The following is a 16,387-nucleotide window of genomic DNA, read 5'->3' as shown; positions in this document are numbered from 1 at the left end:
GTTGATCTTCACCAATACCGGCAACCCGCCACTATTTCAAGCTCAAGGTGATCCATGGACAGGCCATACCCTCCATCGTCGCTGCTTGAACTGTCCGAGTTATCTGACTTCGGGATCCGCCTGACCCCTGCACCTGAAGTATGGGAATGGCTGCAATCCGAGATCCTTGCCGACACCGGCAGCATTCATAACCCAGACCATGCCCACCTACTGGATGCAGACATCCGGGTCATGTGGGCGTCGTCGAGCTTCGAGAAGCAGGGCCGCACAGTACTGGGCCAGGCCGAGCAGGTGGCGTTCCGCGCCGGGGGTTGGCAGAAGGCCAGGATGGAGCAACAGATGCGTGATTGGTTCGGCGATGTGCCGAGCTTCATCATCACCCTGGCCGCTGACTACTGCGCCCAGTGCAGCGACACCGACTTCTGTGCCCTGGTTGAGCATGAGCTGTACCACATCGCCCAAGCGCGTGACGGGTACGGCCAGCCCAAGTTCACCCGGGAAGGCTTACCAAAGCTCGAGATGCGCGGACACGACGTCGAGGAGTTCGTCGGTGTGGTCCGCCGTTACGGTGCGAGCCCTGATGTCCAGGTGCTGGTGGATGCTGCAAACAAGCCCGCTGAGGTGGGGAAACTGAATATATCGAGGGCCTGCGGAACCTGTCTGCTAAAGCTGGCCTGATTCTGGACAGGCTCTGGACGGATGAGAATCTATGGCAGCCCTTCAAAACGACGTGAAGGCCTTTATCGTTCAGGCCCTGGCGTGCTTCGACACGCCATCACAGGTTGTTGAGGCTGTCCAGAAAGAATACGGGGTGTCGGTTACCCGTCAGCAGGTTGAGACGCACGACCCTACGAAGACATCGGGTAAAGGCCTGGCAAAGCGCTGGGTAACGATGTTCGAAGATACCCGCAAGCGGTTCCGCGAAGAGACCGCCGACATCCCGATCGCCAACCGCGCCTTCCGTCTGCGCGCCATGAATCGATTTGTGGAGAGGGCAGAGTCGATGAAGAACATCGGCCTTGCCATGCAGATCCTGGAGCAGGCTGCGAAAGAAACCGGCGATATGTTCGTCAACCGGGCGCGGAAGGAAGAGGTTGGTGATGAGCCGGTGATCCCGACCCGCATCCAGGTCGATGTCGTGGATGCGAGGAAGCCGAATGCCGAGCCTTAACGTTCCCCAGGCTCAGTTCCTTACGCTGCCTCACAAGTTTCGTGCGTTCGTTGCTGGGTTCGGCTCGGGGAAGACCTGGGTCGGATGCTCTGCGCTGAGCAAGCACTTCATGGAGTGGCCCGGCGTGAACGCTGGCTACTTCGCACCGACTTATCCGCAGATCCGCGACATCTTCTATCCGACCATGGATGAGGTGGCCTATGACTGGGGGCTGAAAACCAAGATCAACCAGGCGAACCATGAGGTTCACATCTACAGCGGCCGGCAGTCTCGCGGCACTGTGATTTGCCGGTCAATGGAAAAGCCGCAGACGATTGTCGGCTTCAAGATCGGCCACGCCCTGGTGGATGAGTTGGACGTGCTGACGTCGATCAAGGCGCAGCAAGCCTGGCGCAAAATCATCGCCCGGATGCGTTACAACTTGCCCGGGCTGAAGAATGGGGTAGACGTCACCACTACGCCGGAAGGCTTCAAGTTCGTCTTCCAGCAGTTCGTGAAGCAGCTGCGCGACAAGCCGTCACTCAAAGAGATGTACGGCCTAGTCCAGGCCAGCACGTTCGACAACGAACTGAACCTGCCGGACGACTACATCGAATCGCTGATGGAGTCATATCCGCCTCAGTTGATCCTGGCGTACCTGAAGGGCCAGTTTGTCAACCTGACGTCCGGCACCATCTACACGGCCTATGACCGCAAGCTGAACCAGTGCTTCGACACCGTTCAGCTTGGAGAGCCCCTGTTTATCGGCATGGACTTCAACGTCGGCAAGATGGCTGCGATCACTCACGTCAAGCGCGAGCATGGCATGCCCAGGGCCGTCGATGAGTTGGTGGATGGCTACGACACGCCAGACATGATCCGTCGCATCAAAGAGCGGTACTGGCGCCACAACGGCAACACCTTCGAGAAGACTTGCGAGATTAGGATCTACCCAGATGCCTCTGGCGGGTCGAGGAAGTCGGTTAACGCGAGCGAAACCGATATTGCGATCCTGAGCCAGGCCGGTTTCTCGGTGATTGCGCCTGACGCAAACCCGCCCGTGAAGGACCGGATCAACGCCATGAACGCCATGTTCTGCAATGCCCAGGGCGAACGGCGCTACCTGGTGAACCCGTTTACCTGCCCGACCTACGCCGATGGCTTGGAACAGCAGGTGTGGTCGCCCAATGGGGAGCCGGACAAGAAGTCAGGAAACGACCACGCGAACGACGCCGGCGGCTACTTCATCCACTACGACTACCCGATCATCAGACCATTCACGATGACCCAACCCCTGAGAATGTAACCATGAGCAATAACCCAAGCGACACGCTGCCGGCCGTTGACGCCATGCGCAAGTACTGGGACGTGATTACTCCGCTCATGGGTGGGACGATGGCGATGCGGGCGGCGGGCACGAGCCTTCTGCCCCAGTATCCGGCCGAGGCTGACGAATCGTACAAGGAGCGCCTGCGCCTCTCCACGCTGCTGCCTGCCTACTCGGAGACGGTCGGGAACATGACCTCCCGGGTTTTCGCTGAGCCTTTGCAGGTCGGTGACGATGTGCCGGATCAGCTCAAGGAAATGACCAAGGACATCGACCATGCTGGCAATGACCTGAACTCATGGGCGGTTGAGTTCTTTCGTGAAGGCCTGAGTCACGGTCTGTGCCATGCGCTCATCGATCATCCTAAGTCGGACGGTGTGCGCACCCAGGCCGAGGAAATCGCGGCAGGGGTTCGCCCGTACGCGGTTATGGTGAAGCCTGAGCAAGTGCTGGGCTGGCGCTCGAAAGGCGGTCAGCTCACGATGTTTCGCTACATCGAGTCTGTCGAGGAGGAGGACGGCGAGTTCGGCGCCAAGTGCGTCTATCAGATTCGCGTGCTTGAGCCTGGATCCTGGCGCACCTACCGCATGGGCTCCAAAGGCGGCGCATGGGCGCTACACGAAGAGGGCACCAACAGCCTCAAGACAATCTCCTTGGTGACGTTCTACACGGGCCGCACAGGCTTCATGACGGCCAAGCCGCCACTGCTGGAGCTGGCCCACCTCAACGTCAAGCATTGGCAGAGCCAGAGCGACCAGGACAACATCCTTCACGTTATTCGCGTACCGATCCTGGTGCGCATCGGCGTGCAGGCCATATTCGACAACCAGGGCAAGCCTGTTCCGCCTGAATTTAAGGTGGGCACCGGCTCGCTGACTGATCTGCCCAAGGACGGCGACCTCAAGTACGTCGAGCACACCGGGGCAGCGGTCAAGGCTGGCAGGGAAGCCCTGCAAGATCTCATTGATGAGATGCGCATGGCCGGCGCCAAGCTGCTCACGCCAGAGAAGAGCGCAACCAAGACCGCCACCCAGGCGGACGAGGAGGCAGCGCAGGAGTTGTCGCCGCTGGCACGGATGGCGAATCACTTTGCCGACTGCCTGGCCCAGCTTCTCCAGTTCATGGCCGATTACCGTGGCCTGGGTGATGGCGGCACGGTTGAGATGCGCGGCAACTTCGATGTCGACTACATGCCCGAAGTGTCGCTGCCGACGCTCGTCGCGATGACAAATGCCGGGATGCTCTCCAAGGAAACCCTGTTCGCCGAGATGCAGCGCCGCGGCGTCATCAGCGATGAATACGACTGGACCCAGGAGTTTGCGAAGATCGAAGCCCAGGGCCCCGCACTCGGTACGATGTGATGAAGACCGCCAACGAGAAGCTACTCGACAAGCTGATCGGGCACGAGGTTGACCTGCAACACCTGAGCAATGCCCAGGTCGTTGCAATCATCAAGATCCTCAACAGTAAGGATGCCGAGCTGCGTGCTGCGTTGATCGCGGCAATCGACAACCTCGGCCCAAATCTGTCGGCGGCCTCGGTGGACGCAGCTCTGTCCACGGTCCTGCGCCTGAATCAGTCCACTTTCGTGGAGATCCGCCAGGCACTGGATCAGGCCACCGACGGCTTGATCAACTATGAGATCGCCTTCCAGCAAGGCGCGCTTCAGGCTGTTATCCCTGCCGTTGTGCAGGAGGCCATCCCGATTGCCGCCGCGCAGTTCAGCCAGGTCAAGGCCATTGCTCAGGCCCGGCCATTCCAGGGGCGCTTGCTCAGGGAGTGGATGAGTGGAATCGAGGCGTCTCGCGCCGCCTCGGTTCGCGATGCTGTGCGTGCTGGCGTGGTCGAAGGGCGAACGACTGCCGAAATCGTCCGCAACATCATGGGCACCCGGGCAGAGAAGTACGCCGATGGCATCCTGCAGAAATCGCGCAGGGAGATCGAGGCCGTTGTCCGGTCTGCCGTATCGAGCACGGCCGAGGCCGCCAGCGACAAGGCCTACGAGGCGAACAGCGACATAATCAGCCATGTCGAGTGGATCAGTACCCTCGACAATCGCACTTCGACCGACTGCCGGATCAGGGACCGCTTGCCGTACACCCTTGGGACCTACCTGCCGATCGGGCACAAAATCCCATGGTTGGCTGGCCCCGGGAGAATCCATTGGTGCTGCCGCTCGACCAAGCTGCCGATTCTCAAGAGTGCGGCAAAGCTCGGATTCAGCGATGGCGCCACGCGGGCCTCCATGGACGGTCAGGTGCCGCAATCAACGACCTATGCCGAATGGCTAGGCCGGCAATCAACGGCGCGTCAGGACGAAATCCTAGGGCCTGAGCGCGGGAAGCTGCTGAGGCAGGAAAAGCTCAAGCTGGATGACTTCTACAACGACCGTGGACGCTTCTTGACGCTCGATGAGCTCAGGGGGCGCCTGTAATTTCCTGCGACACGAAATGCCGACATTCGATTTTGTGTCGCAACCCAGGCCTCGCCATGTGCGGGGCTTTTTTCTGCCTGCGGTTCGGATGGACGGGGCGCGACAGGGCCGGATGGCTCACCAACTGGCCGGATGGCCCAGAGAGACGAGATGAAACTGAAGACTGTTGAAGTGGATGGCAAGCAATACGCTGAGATCCAGGATGGCAAGCCTGTTTATGTTGAAGACGACGGCAAAGAGGTCGCCTTTGATGCAGTGGGCACTCGCAGCACCATCACCCGCCTGAACGCTGAGGCTAAGTCTCATCGTGAGCGCGCTGATGGATTCGAGAAGGTCGCCAAGGCCTTCGAGGGCATCGAGGATGCCGCTGAGGCCAAGAAAGCCCTGGAAACCGTCGCCAACCTCGACGCAAAGAAACTGGTGGATGCCGGTGAGATCGAGAAGGTGAAGGGCGAGATCAGCAAGGCCTTCCAGGCTCAACTGGATGAAGCCAACGGAAAGGCGCAGACGCTCGAGCAGCAACTGTACTCCGAGAAGATCGGCGGCAGCTTCGCCCGCTCGCAGTTCATTGCCGAGAAGATGGCTATTCCGGCTGACATGGTGCAGGCCGCGTTCGGCGGCAACTTCAAGATCGAAGAAGGCAAGGTTGTCGCTTATGACGGCCAGGGCCAGAAGGTCTTCAGCCGTTCGCGCCCTGGCGAGTTGGCCGACTTCAACGAAGCGCTTGAAACACTCGTTTCACAGTACCCCCATCGCGACCACATCCTGAAGAGCTCCGGCGCCAATGGCGGCGGTGCTCCGAACGGCGGTGGATCGAATACCCAATCCAAGGGCAATTTTGGTGGCAGCAAGGAAGATCGAGTCGCTGCTATCAAAGGCCTGACCGCTAGCGAATAAGGAGGCCCAATGGCCCTTTCGAACATGAAGGTATTCAACGAATACCTCAAACGCGTCACCATCGAGACCCTGGCGCAAGACGTTGAGAAATTCAACGCTGCTTCGGCAGGTGCCATCCGCCTGACCACTCAGGGCATCGACGGCGACTTCCTGCAAGAGTCGTTCTGGGCTGGCCTGCATGGCGCTCAGCGCCGTGTTGACCGTTACGCAGCCAACGGCACCCAGGCAGCGACCCCTCTGGCCCAAAAGCAGTACGACTCCGTGAAGATCGCGGGCGGCTTCGGTCCCATCCTGTGGGAGCCGGCGCAGCTGTCGTGGGTGCAGAAGAACCCGGAAGAGGCGCTGGAAGTCATCAGCCGCAACCTGTCCGAAGCCATCATGTCGGACCAGCTGAACACTGCCATTGCCGCCCTGGTGGCTGCGATTGGTAACCAGCCGTCCGCCACCAACGACGTGTCCGCTACCGGCGGCGTGAACTATGTCGCCATCAACAACGCCCACGCGCTGTTCGGTGACGCCTCGCAGCGCCTGGTTGCCCAGGTGATGACCGGCGCCATGTACCACAAACTCCTGGGCCAGAACTTGGCGAACGCTGAGCGCCTGTTCCAGTTCAGCGGCGTGCAGGTGGTCGACATCCTCGGCAAGGCCGTGATCATCACCGATGCCGCGGCCCTGTACGAGGCTGGCACGCCGAACAAGCAGAAGGTGTTGAGCCTGGCTGACGGCGCTGCGGTGGTGATGGACGGTTCCGACCTGATCACCAACATCGAAACCTCCAACGGCAAGGAGCGCATCGAAACCACCATGCAGGCCGACTACACCTTCGGGCTGGGCATGAAGGGTTACACCTGGGACACCGCCAACGGCGGCAAGTCGCCAACCAGCGCCGAGCTGGCCACCGGCACCAACTGGGACCTGGTTGCGAACAGCATCAAGGCCTCGGCTGGCGTTCTCACCATCGGCGACGCCGCTCAGTAATCGAGACGGCGGCCTTCGGGTCGCCTGATCCACCTACCAGGAGTCCACCATGGACGAGAAAGTCATTTACGAGAAACACCCAGTAACCGCTGAGCGCAAGGCTGAACTGCGCCAGAAGGGCTACAAGATCATCGACGCCAAGTTCGCGCCGGACGACTACAAGCACCCGGAGCCGATGAAAAAAGGGTCTTCGGGTGGTGATAAGCCGTCCAAGGGCCTGCGAGTCGAGGAGATCAAGGCGAAGCTGACCGAGAAAGGCATCCCGTTCGACGATAACGCCGAGCGTCCAGCCCTGGCCGAGCTGCTCGACAAATCGGCTCAGGAGTAAAGCCCGTGACGACCTACATCAGTGTTGCGCAGGTGGATGCCTTACTGGGTGCCAACTGGGCCACGGAAGACAAGAAGCCGCGCGCGGTGCTGATGGCGAACACCTGGCTTACCAATCTCGGTCTGCCGGTGTTCGACCCGGTCCCGGATGATGTTGTCCAGGCCGGCGCCGAGGTTGCCATGGAGGCAGCCGCCGGCAGGATCTACGGCTCCAAGGAAACCGGCATTACGGAGAAGTCTGTGAGCGCCGACGGCGTGTCTAGCAGCAAGTCGTTCTCCGAATCATCCCGGACCATCAGCGCCGGCGAGTCTTTCGCCCTGGCGCTGCTGGCCCATTACCTCGGCTCAGGCCAGGTCAAAGTTGTGAGGGGCTGAAATGGGACTGCGCGACGACCTGCAGAGGGATCTGGCCGAAGCCTTCGACACAGACCTGGCCGATGCTGTGAGCCCCGTTGTGGGCGTGCGTAAGGTTCAGGGTGAGTACGACCCGGACTCAGGCACGACGCCGGAGACCATCACGGATTACGCCGGGCGGGGAGTGTTTGGCAAATATCTCGCCAAAGAGATTGATGGATCGCTGATCCAGGCTACCGACGAAAGGCTCACCATCCTGCAGAACGAACTTTTTATCACGCTGCTGGGCGAGCCTACCGAAGTCCTGGCCATCCCTGACATCGGCGACGTCATCGGCGGTAAGCGCGCAATGAACGTCAGCCAGGACCCTGCCAAAGCAACCTGGACAGTTCAACTGAGGAAGTAGCCATGCCGCGCGGATCGCACATGACGGAGCGTTACGGCGGTAAGAGTGGCAGTTTCGAGCTGCAACTGGCTGAGTTCGCTGCGCAGGCAAAAGACGCTATCGACGCGAGTCTGCGGGAAATCATCATCGAGCTTGGCGGGTCACTGATCCGCATGTCTCCGGTTGATACCGGGCGATTCCGGGGGAATTGGCAGTTCAGCATCACGGCTCCCGCCGGCGGAACACTGGACACCGTTGACCCGACTGGAGCAGAGACCACGGCGCGCCTCGTTGGGGATTCGATTGAGTTCCGCGCCGGGACCACGGGATTCATCGTGAACAACCTTCCGTATGCGATTCCGCTCGAGTACGGACACTCCGACCAAGCGCCAGGCGGGATGGTGCGCATCACCCAGGCCCGCTTCCAGCAGATCGTGCTGGAGGCCATCAGGAACAACCAGGTATGAGCCACAAGATCATTCGATCCCTGCTGGAGGCGCGCCTCAAGGCTTGGGCTGACGCTCGAACGCCAGCATTGCGCATCGCGTACCAAAACGTGGCTTTCGTTCCTGGTGATGGCGAGACGTATCTGAGAGCGTTCCTCATACCGGCTGGCACCGACAGCAACGACCTGGCTGGTGCCCACCGGCTGTACACCGGCGTGTTTCAAATCACCATCGTGACAACGTCAGGCAATGGCCCATCAGCCTCCGAAACGATCGCTGACGAACTTGCAGCTCTGTATCCACTCAACGACCGACTGGTTCGAAACGGCATCACAGCCTTGATCATGACGCCAGTTGAGCCTGGACCTCAGCTATCCGAAGACACTGCGTTCGCCTTGCCTGTGTCGTTCCAGTACCGAGCCGACACCACAACTTAATCCGCCCGTTGGGCAACCCCTGAACCCGCCAGTGAGCGGGTTTTGTCATTTCTGCATAGAGGAAAACCCCAATGAGCGTTTTTTTGCCAAACGGTTCGACTGTCAGCATCGCTGCCTCGTACGACACCGCCATTGCCTTCACCGCGATTACCAATGGCGCTGAGGCTGAAGCCTCTGCCGTAGCGCATGATCTCTTGGCCGGCGACTTTGTTGAAGTCACCTCAGGCTGGGCTCGCCTGAACAACCGCGTGGTTCGCGTGAAAAGCGTGCTGACCGATTCGTTTGTCCTGGAGTCGGTGAATACCACCAACGTCGCGCGATTCATTCCCGGCGCTGGTATCGGCTCTGTTCGCAAAATCCTCACCTGGACGCCTATCAGCCAAATCACTGACTCCAACAAGTCCGGCGGCGAGCAGCAAAACGTCACCTACTCGTTTCTCGAAGAAGACGACGAGCACCAGATCCCGACCTCGAAGTCGCCACTGTCCTTCACGCTGACCATGGCCGATGACCCGAGCCTGCCGCACAACGCCGTGCTGCTGGAAGCTGACGACGACAAGGCTGCGCGCGCAATTCGCATCAACCTCGCGTCGGGTGGCGTTATCGCCTACAACGCCTTCGCGTCTTTCGACAACGTGCCGTCGCTGACCAAGAACAACGTCATGGCCGTTACTGCGGTGTTCGCAGTGGTCGCCAAATTCATCCGCTACGCGGCGTAAGGGGGAGTCATGGCGAAGATCAAGATTTCCCAGAACCCAACCTTCAAGGAGAAGGTTGCGATTCCTCGCGTAGGCGCTGACCCGGTTAGCGTCGAGTTCGAGTTCAAATACTTGGACCGGCTGGCCCTGGCGCAGTACTTCGACAAATGGAACGGCGCCAGCGAGCAGCACATCAAGCAGGTACAGGAAGACGGCCTGACTTGGCAGGAGTCCACGGCGGCAGAGATTGCCATCCAGGTCGGCCAGCTCAAGGACATCGTTCACGGCTGGGCATTCGACGAAAAGCTCTCGGATGAATCGCTGACCGCCCTGTGTACGACCTGCGTCGGCGCCCCGCAAGCAGTCTTGGCTGCTTACCAGGCCGCCTACCAGCCGGCCCGCCTGGGAAACTCGTAAGCGCCGCTCGCGCCCTGTATCAGCCAACCTTCGAAGGATTCGATGCGTTTGGCTTTTCTGCTGAGGACTACGGCGGGGATTGTGAGGTATGGCCAGATAACTGGCCCGCCTTCCGCCTCTTCGAAGCAATGTCGACGCAGTGGCGCACCGGCATGGGCGGGGCCTCGGGCCTGGACTACAACGCGCTCCCGCCGGTCGCCAGCATGCTGGGCATCAAGCGGCGCGAACTCTCAGAAGCCTTTCAAGACATCCGCGTCATGGAAGCAGAGGCCATGCTCGTTATGAGCGAATCGAAATAACGGAGCCCGCATGACTTCTATTGCTGAACTCGGCATCAAGGTCGACTCGACCGATGCTGCGCAGGCGAGCTCCGACCTCGACAAACTCACCGCGGCGGGTGGCCGGGCGGAGAAGGCTGCCGAACGAGTTGCCAAGGGCTCCGACAAGGCTTCGGTCTCGATCAAGAAACAGAAAGAGGAGCTTTCTGATCTGCTTGGCGAGATCGACCCGACTGTCAAAGCCCTGGGACGACTGGACGAACTCGAAACCAAGCTGGCGAAGCAGAAGAAGCTCGGCGCGCTGGATGCTTCGACCTTCAGCGAGTACCAGGCGAAAATCGATCAGTCCCGGACGAACCTGGGCCGATTCGATGATTCGCTGACCCGCACGGGCAACACCGCTAAGCAAACAGCAAACGCGTTGCGCGGCGTGCCCGCTCAGTTCACGGACATCGCTGTTTCGCTGCAAGGCGGTCAGGCTCCACTGACTGTGCTGCTCCAGCAGGGCGGACAGTTGAAGGATATGTTCGGCGGTATCGGGCCGGCGGCGCGCGCCATGGCCGGCTACATCCTGGGCTTGGTCAATCCGTTTACTGTCGCGGCAGCCGCTGCAGCAGCGCTCGGCCTGGCCTACTACAAGGGCAGCCAGGAGGCTGATGAATACAACAAGGCGATCATCTTCACTGGAAACTCGGCAGGCACCAGCGCAAACCAATTGCGCTCGATGGCCGACCAGGTATCGGCTACCGTTGGCACCACTGGTGCGGCGGCTGAGGTTCTGGCGAAGTTGGCCGGCAACGGAAAGATCGCAAGCAGCAGTTTCGAGGAAATTACCGAAGCTGCGCTGGAGTGGGAAAAGGCGACAGGTCGCGCTATCGACGATACCGTTGCTGAGTTCGCGAAGATCGCGAAAGACCCGGTGGCTGCCGCCAAAGAGCTAAACGACCAGTACAACTTCCTCACCGCCTCGGTCTATTCGCAGATCGTGGCCCTGAAGGAGCAGGGAGACACCATTGGCGCGGCCAATCTTCTGACCGATACCTACGCCGAGACGATCCGATCCCGGACTGGCGAGGTCACTGCCAACCTTGGATTGATCGAGGGAGCCTGGCGCAAGATCAAATCCGCCGCATCCGAGGCAATTGACGCAACCCTGGATGTTGGCCGGACCCAATCGATCGACAGCCAGATCGCGAATCTTGAAAAGATCGTCGCAGGGCGCAGAACCGGCGTCCTGGCGCAGCTATTCCCTGATGACTTGGGCGCTGGCAGCCAATCTACCAAATTCATCGAAAGCCAGATCGCGGCACTGAAGCGTGAAAAGGCGCAGATCGACGCGAACAGCAAGGCTCAGGGTGACCGGGCGAAGATTGACCGAGACGGCATCGACGCCAGTATCCGCCTGAAAGCTATCAGCGATTCCAACCTCTCCAACGAGGAGAAGCGAAACAAGCTGATCAAGGAGTACAAGCGGGACGTCGAGGCGCTGCGCAAGGCCAATCCGAATGACCCGCTGGTCCAGGAAGCAGTCGTCACGAAGACGATTCAGAATATCCGGGACAAGAACAAGGATCCCAAAGCGGCGACTACCGCTGTCAACCTGACCGAGTTCAACGACTCGAAGAACCAGCTTTCGCTGATCCTCGGTGAGTACAAGAACGCCCAGAAGCAACTGGAGGCGGCTCAAAAGGCCGGCCTGGTCACCCAGGAAGACTACCTGCTCAAGCGCCAGGCCTTGATCGGCAATGAGCGGGATGAGGTCACGGCTGCCTACCAGGCAGAGATCGCAGCCCTCGAAGCATCCAAGGGCAAAGCCAGCACGTCGGCCGCCCAGCGTATCCAACTGGACCAGAAGATCGCCGACGCCCGGGCCAACATGGTCAAGGCGCAGAAGCAGGCCGATAGCGAACTCGAAGTCATCGCCACCAACGAGCAGGGAAGGCTCGCCAAGCAGGCCCAGGCCATCAAGAGCTACACCGATGCCCTGGACCAGCAGAACGTCGCCCTGCGCCGTGCTGGCAGCCGTGCAGCGGACGGTGTGGGCCGTGGTGACCGGGAGAACGCCATCAACGGCGAACTCAACGGCATTGCCGACCGAGCCAACCAGCAGCGCCTGGATCTGGCCCGCGACAAGGCCGACCAGTCGCGCAACATGAGCGCCGAGGAATACCAGGCCAAGCTGGACGCCATCAACAAAAGCGAGAAGGACCTGAGCGAAACAGTGCTCAGCAACTACGAGCAGATGTCTGAGGCTCAAGGCGACTGGCGCAAGGGTGCAACTTCGGCCTTCAGTAACTACTTGGAAAGCGCGCGCAACGTCGCCGGACAGACGCGGGACCTGTTCACCAACGCCTTCAGCTCCATGGAGGATTCGATCGTCAACTTCGCCATTACAGGCAAGGGTTCTTTCGGGGATTTCACCAAGTCGGTTCTGGCTGACATGGCGCGAATTGCGACAAGGACTGCGGCATCCGAAGGGCTCAGTGCTTTGTTCGGTCTGGCGGCGTCGGCCGCGGGCTCTTACTTCGGCGGCACGTCATCGGCCGGCTCAACCCAGGCCGGGTATTCCGGCGACCTATCAGGCTTCACCCCTGGCAGCATTCAGGCCAATGGTGGCGCTTGGTCGGGCGGCGTGCAGATGTTCGCCAACGGCGGCGCCTTCACGAACTCCATCGTCAGCAAGCCGACAGCGTTCGGCATGGCCGGCGGTGGTATTGGCGTGATGGGCGAGGCAGGGGAGGAGGCGATTATGCCGCTGACCCGAACGGCCGGCGGCCAGTTGGGTGTCCGAGCAATCAGTGGTGGCGGCAGTGGCGGCGGGAACGTGTACAACTTCCCCGTGGCAGTTTCCGTGCAGACCACCGGTGACGGCGGCGCGACAACCACGGAAGACACCACGCAACTGGGCAAGGGCATCCAACAGGCAGCCAAGGTCGAAGCTGAAACGGCTATCTCCAGGGGATTGCAGCCAGGCGGCGCCATCTGGCGCGTTATCAACGGGAGGGGCTGATGGCTATCGAAACGTTCACTTGGTCCACCCAGCACGGAGACGCGCCCGAGATTAATTTTCGGGTGCGCACCGCACGGTTCGGCAATGGTTACAAGCAGGATGTAGGAGACGGGCCGAACAACAAGGAAGACTCCTACCCCATCACCCATACGGGGCCGGAAGCGCGGGTGCAGCAGATCGTGGATTTCCTCGACAGACACGCCGGCGCCAAGGCCTTTCTATGGACAACGCCGCTCGGCCAGCTCGGGCTGTTTTCCTGCAAGAGCTACGTGCCCACGCCTGCTGGCGGCGGCGCTTTCAAACTCACGGCCACATTTGAACGGGCCTACCATCCATAAGGGTCAACCATGCCGCTGATCAGTGACATCCAGGTTCTCGAACCTGGGAGCGAAGTGCTGCTCTTCGAATTGGACGGCTCCGACTACGGTGCGGACATCCTGCGCTTCCACGGGCACGCGATTCCGCACACCGAGGCCGAACTGATCGCCGCCGGCGCCGCCGCCGATGAGCTGCCGGCCAAGCCGATCTACTGGCAGGGCAACGAGTACAGCGCCTGGCCGATGCAGATTGACGGTATCGAATCCAACGGCGACGGCACGGCGGTTCGCCCAACGCTGTCGGTGGGCAACGTCAATGGCCGGATCACAGCCTTGTGCCTGGCTTTCGACGACCTGCTCGAGTTCAAGCTGACCATGCGGCACACGCTGGGCACTTACCTGGACGCCGAGAACTTCCCCGGCGGCAACCCAACGGCAGACCCTACCCAGGAGACGATCGAGGTCTGGTACATCGACCAGAAAACGAACGAGGACGGGGAGACGGTTACCTGGGAGCTTGCCAGCCCGGGCGACGTGGGCGGGGAGTCCATCGGGCGCCAGGCCACGACCCTGTGCCACTGGTGCCTGACGGGCGGTTATCGCGGACCCAATTGCCAGTACACCGGGCCGTACGTAACAAAGGATGGCTTGCCGACCGACAACCCGGAACTGGATGAGTGTGACGCCACTCTTGGCCGTGGGTGCATTCCTCGCTTTGGCGAGGGCAACGCCTTGCCCTTCGGTGGCTTCCCCGCTGTCTCCCTGATCGCCCGGAGCTGACCATGCGCAAGCACATATTGAGCGCGATCCAAGCGCATGCGGCGGCCGAGTACCCGAAAGAGTGCTGCGGGCTTCTGCTGGCCATGGGTCGTAAGCAGCAGTACTTCCCATGCAAGAACATCGCGACCGAGCCGAGCGAGGAGTTCAGCATCGATCCGGAGGAATACGCCGGGGCTGAAGACCTGGGCGAGATCATCGGTATTGTTCATTCGCACCCGGACGCCACCAGCCGGCCGTCGCCGCGCGACCTGGCGATGTGCGAGGCGACCGGCATGCCCTGGCACATCCTGAGCTGGCCGGAGGGCGACCTGCGGACGGTGGTGCCCACGGGCGAGACGCCACTGCTGAAACGTCCGTTCGTCCACGGCGCCTGGGACTGCTGGCAGGTCTGCGCCGACTGGTATAAGCGCGAGTGGAGGCTTGAGTTCGAAGCATTCAAGCGCGCCGATGGCTGGTGGGAGAGCAAGGACAACACCAGCCTGTACGAGGCGAACTACGAGGCCGCCGGGTTCTACCGGGTGGACCAGCCTCAGCGCGGCGACATGATCGTCATGGAGGTTGGGCGGACGGTTCACCCGAACCACGCCGGGATTTTCCTCGGCGCCGACCCGGCGTTGCCTGGCGAGGATGCCGAGACCTTCGGCCCCGGGCCTTTCCTACTGCACCACCTGTACGGCAGGCCGAGCGAAATCATCATTTATGGTGGTCCATGGGCGGATCGCTCCAGGCTTGTGCTGCGCCACAAGGACGCGAAGTGAGAAATCTGCTGCTTTTGGTGCTTGCGTCCGCTTGATGCTAAATTGCCTTCTCAAAAATGGAGGCAATATGGCTTGGAAGATAGTTTTTGGATTGCTTGCTGTGGTCGCGGCATTTCTGCTTTTCGGCGCGGTAGTAGGAAATACGCCGGAAGGGAAAGAAAGGCAGAAGGCTAGGGACGCCATAGAGCTTTGCCGATCCGATGAAAAAAACTTCAAAGGTGGTTCGGGCGCGAAGTCGATAATCACCGAAACCTGTGAGAAGCTCGAAAATGAGTTTCGTGCGAAATTTGGATCAAATCCGTAGAGCGCGGACTTTCTGAGGATAATTCATGCGGATTCCAATGGCGGCAGTAGCAATGGCTATGCTGGCTGGTTGTGCAACCTCCCCAGTTCCTTCCAGCGAAGCTGACCCGGTCCCATCTTCCAGGCTGTTTGCGTTTCAGGCCCAGATGCAGGGTGACTCGACACTCGTCGTCACTCGGGACAAGGGTTTCGTGGGCGCCGGCTGCAATACGACAGTGAGCATCGACGGCCGCCGGGCGGCAGAAATTGGATCAGGCGAGACCGCGAAATTCCGTGTCGCTCCAGGTGACCACATCCTCTCAGCGTCATCCTGTGGGAGCGGCTTGAAGGAACGCGAAACCAGCATCAAGGCCGGCAGCACCAAAAAATTCAGGATATCCATAGACTCAGCGATGAGCATGGACCTATCACCCACCATGCAATGACAAGAAGCCGCCTCCGGGCGGTTTTTTTACGCCCGGAGAAAAGCCTTGGCAGCCACGCTCAGCAATAATCCAGCCATGACCACCATTCTTCTTTCTGGCCCGCTTATCAAACTCTTTGGCCGGGTTCACTATCGAGAGCTTGGCAGCAAGTCCGTGGGCGAGGCCTTCAAGGCGCTCAAGTGCACCCTGGAGGGATTTGAGGCGGCGATCAGGGACCTTGAGCGAAAGGGCATGCGCTTCGCGATCTTCCGGAACCGGCAGAACGTGGCCGAGAAAGACTTTGCTCTCGGCGGCGCGCAAGAGATCCGCATCGTCCCTGTCGTTTCCGGGAGCAAGCGGGCAGGTCTTCTTCAGACCATTATCGGCGCCGTGCTGATCGTCGCCGGCTCCTACTTCGGGCAGACCTGGGCTGTGCAACTGGGCGTCGGCCTCGTCGCCGGCGGCGTCATCCAGATGCTCAGCCCCCAAGCATCGGGGCTCAAGACTAGTGCCTCTCCCGAGAACGTACCGTCCTACGCTTTCGGCAGTGCCAAGAACACCACGGCCAGCGGTAACCCCGTACCGATCTGCATCGGCGAACGCCGGTGGGGCGGGATGATCATTTCCGCATCGATCTACGCCGAAGACAAACAGTAACGATATCGCAGCAAGCAGGCCGCCCATGAG

Annotated in this window: 22 protein-coding genes; all 22 read left to right on the top strand. The window is 60.5% G+C overall.

What is annotated here, in order from left to right:
- Window positions 1–54: 54 nt before the first annotated feature.
- The 22 genes from T3A99_RS12680 to T3A99_RS12575 all read left to right on the top strand — a co-directional run bounded on the left by T3A99_RS12680 (window position 55) and on the right by T3A99_RS12575 (window position 16,357).
- On the top strand, window positions 55–678 hold the full coding sequence (locus T3A99_RS12680; RefSeq protein ID WP_322834391.1) for a putative metallopeptidase: 624 nt from the start codon (window positions 55–57) through the stop codon (window positions 676–678).
- Between the two features lie 31 nt (window positions 679–709).
- A complete protein-coding gene (locus T3A99_RS12675; RefSeq protein ID WP_322834390.1) occupies window positions 710–1,171 on the top strand; it encodes a DUF2280 domain-containing protein in 462 nt (153 codons plus the stop codon).
- The gene (locus T3A99_RS12670) at window positions 1,158–2,456 is read left to right on the top strand and encodes a terminase large subunit domain-containing protein (RefSeq protein WP_322834389.1); all 1,299 of its coding nucleotides are present in this window, start codon (window positions 1,158–1,160) and stop codon (window positions 2,454–2,456) included. The genes T3A99_RS12675 and T3A99_RS12670 overlap by 14 nt, the downstream gene beginning before the upstream one ends.
- Window positions 2,457–2,458: 2 nt before the next feature.
- Window positions 2,459–3,838 carry a DUF4055 domain-containing protein gene (locus T3A99_RS12665; protein ID WP_322834388.1) on the top strand — a complete coding sequence of 460 codons (1,380 nt, stop codon included), beginning with the start codon at window positions 2,459–2,461 and terminating at the stop codon, window positions 3,836–3,838.
- Window positions 3,838–4,911, top strand: coding sequence for a hypothetical protein (locus tag T3A99_RS12660; protein WP_322834387.1), 1,074 nt, complete (start codon window positions 3,838–3,840; stop codon window positions 4,909–4,911). Before T3A99_RS12665 ends, T3A99_RS12660 begins: the two co-directional genes overlap by 1 nt.
- Before the next feature lie 150 nt (window positions 4,912–5,061).
- The gene (locus tag T3A99_RS12655) at window positions 5,062–5,808 is read left to right on the top strand and encodes a DUF6651 domain-containing protein (protein ID WP_322834386.1); all 747 of its coding nucleotides are present in this window, start codon (window positions 5,062–5,064) and stop codon (window positions 5,806–5,808) included.
- A gap of 9 nt (window positions 5,809–5,817) precedes the next feature.
- Window positions 5,818–6,786 (top strand): major capsid protein, encoded by a 969-nt coding sequence (locus T3A99_RS12650; protein ID WP_322834384.1) that lies wholly within the window; start codon window positions 5,818–5,820, stop codon window positions 6,784–6,786.
- Window positions 6,787–6,835: 49 nt separating this feature from the next.
- Window positions 6,836–7,114 (top strand): hypothetical protein, encoded by a 279-nt coding sequence (locus T3A99_RS12645; RefSeq protein ID WP_322834383.1) that lies wholly within the window; start codon window positions 6,836–6,838, stop codon window positions 7,112–7,114.
- Between the two features lie 5 nt (window positions 7,115–7,119).
- A complete protein-coding gene (locus tag T3A99_RS12640) occupies window positions 7,120–7,488 on the top strand; it encodes a hypothetical protein (RefSeq protein WP_322834382.1) in 369 nt (122 codons plus the stop codon).
- Window position 7,489: 1 nt separating this feature from the next.
- The gene (locus T3A99_RS12635) at window positions 7,490–7,873 is read left to right on the top strand and encodes a hypothetical protein (RefSeq protein ID WP_322834381.1); all 384 of its coding nucleotides are present in this window, start codon (window positions 7,490–7,492) and stop codon (window positions 7,871–7,873) included.
- 20 nt (window positions 7,874–7,893) lie between these two features.
- Window positions 7,894–8,319, top strand: a complete 426-nt coding sequence (locus tag T3A99_RS12630; protein ID WP_322834442.1) for an HK97 gp10 family phage protein — start codon at window positions 7,894–7,896, stop codon at window positions 8,317–8,319.
- Complete coding sequence (locus tag T3A99_RS12625; RefSeq protein ID WP_322834380.1) at window positions 8,316–8,735, top strand: phage tail terminator-like protein; 420 nt, start codon at window positions 8,316–8,318, stop codon at window positions 8,733–8,735. Before T3A99_RS12630 ends, T3A99_RS12625 begins: the two co-directional genes overlap by 4 nt.
- 71 nt (window positions 8,736–8,806) lie before the next feature.
- The gene (locus T3A99_RS12620; protein ID WP_322834379.1) at window positions 8,807–9,454 is read left to right on the top strand and encodes a phage tail protein; all 648 of its coding nucleotides are present in this window, start codon (window positions 8,807–8,809) and stop codon (window positions 9,452–9,454) included.
- Window positions 9,455–9,463: 9 nt separating this feature from the next.
- Window positions 9,464–9,850 carry a phage tail assembly chaperone gene (locus T3A99_RS12615; RefSeq protein ID WP_322834378.1) on the top strand — a complete coding sequence of 129 codons (387 nt, stop codon included), beginning with the start codon at window positions 9,464–9,466 and terminating at the stop codon, window positions 9,848–9,850.
- On the top strand, window positions 9,766–10,149 hold the full coding sequence (locus T3A99_RS12610; protein WP_416221553.1) for a DUF1799 domain-containing protein: 384 nt from the start codon (window positions 9,766–9,768) through the stop codon (window positions 10,147–10,149). Before T3A99_RS12615 ends, T3A99_RS12610 begins: the two co-directional genes overlap by 85 nt.
- A gap of 10 nt (window positions 10,150–10,159) precedes the next feature.
- Window positions 10,160–13,138, top strand: coding sequence for a phage tail tape measure protein (locus T3A99_RS12605; protein WP_322834377.1), 2,979 nt, complete (start codon window positions 10,160–10,162; stop codon window positions 13,136–13,138).
- On the top strand, window positions 13,138–13,476 hold the full coding sequence (locus T3A99_RS12600) for a phage tail protein (RefSeq protein WP_310662504.1): 339 nt from the start codon (window positions 13,138–13,140) through the stop codon (window positions 13,474–13,476). The genes T3A99_RS12605 and T3A99_RS12600 overlap by 1 nt, the downstream gene beginning before the upstream one ends.
- Window positions 13,477–13,485: 9 nt before the next feature.
- On the top strand, window positions 13,486–14,235 hold the full coding sequence (locus T3A99_RS12595; protein WP_322834376.1) for a phage minor tail protein L: 750 nt from the start codon (window positions 13,486–13,488) through the stop codon (window positions 14,233–14,235).
- Window positions 14,236–14,237: 2 nt separating this feature from the next.
- Complete coding sequence (locus T3A99_RS12590) at window positions 14,238–14,993, top strand: C40 family peptidase (protein WP_322834375.1); 756 nt, start codon at window positions 14,238–14,240, stop codon at window positions 14,991–14,993.
- A 67-nt stretch (window positions 14,994–15,060) separates the two neighbouring features.
- Window positions 15,061–15,297, top strand: coding sequence for a hypothetical protein (locus tag T3A99_RS12585; RefSeq protein WP_322834374.1), 237 nt, complete (start codon window positions 15,061–15,063; stop codon window positions 15,295–15,297).
- A 25-nt stretch (window positions 15,298–15,322) separates the two neighbouring features.
- Complete coding sequence (locus T3A99_RS12580) at window positions 15,323–15,721, top strand: hypothetical protein (protein WP_322834373.1); 399 nt, start codon at window positions 15,323–15,325, stop codon at window positions 15,719–15,721.
- A gap of 75 nt (window positions 15,722–15,796) precedes the next feature.
- Window positions 15,797–16,357 carry a tail assembly protein gene (locus T3A99_RS12575; RefSeq protein ID WP_416221554.1) on the top strand — a complete coding sequence of 187 codons (561 nt, stop codon included), beginning with the start codon at window positions 15,797–15,799 and terminating at the stop codon, window positions 16,355–16,357.
- Window positions 16,358–16,387 lie beyond the last annotated feature (30 nt).

The organism is Pseudomonas sp. N-137 (assembly GCF_034555295.1).
GTDB lineage: Bacteria > Pseudomonadota > Gammaproteobacteria > Pseudomonadales > Pseudomonadaceae > Aquipseudomonas > Aquipseudomonas rhizophila.
This window is presented reverse-complemented; position numbering and strand designations above follow the sequence as displayed.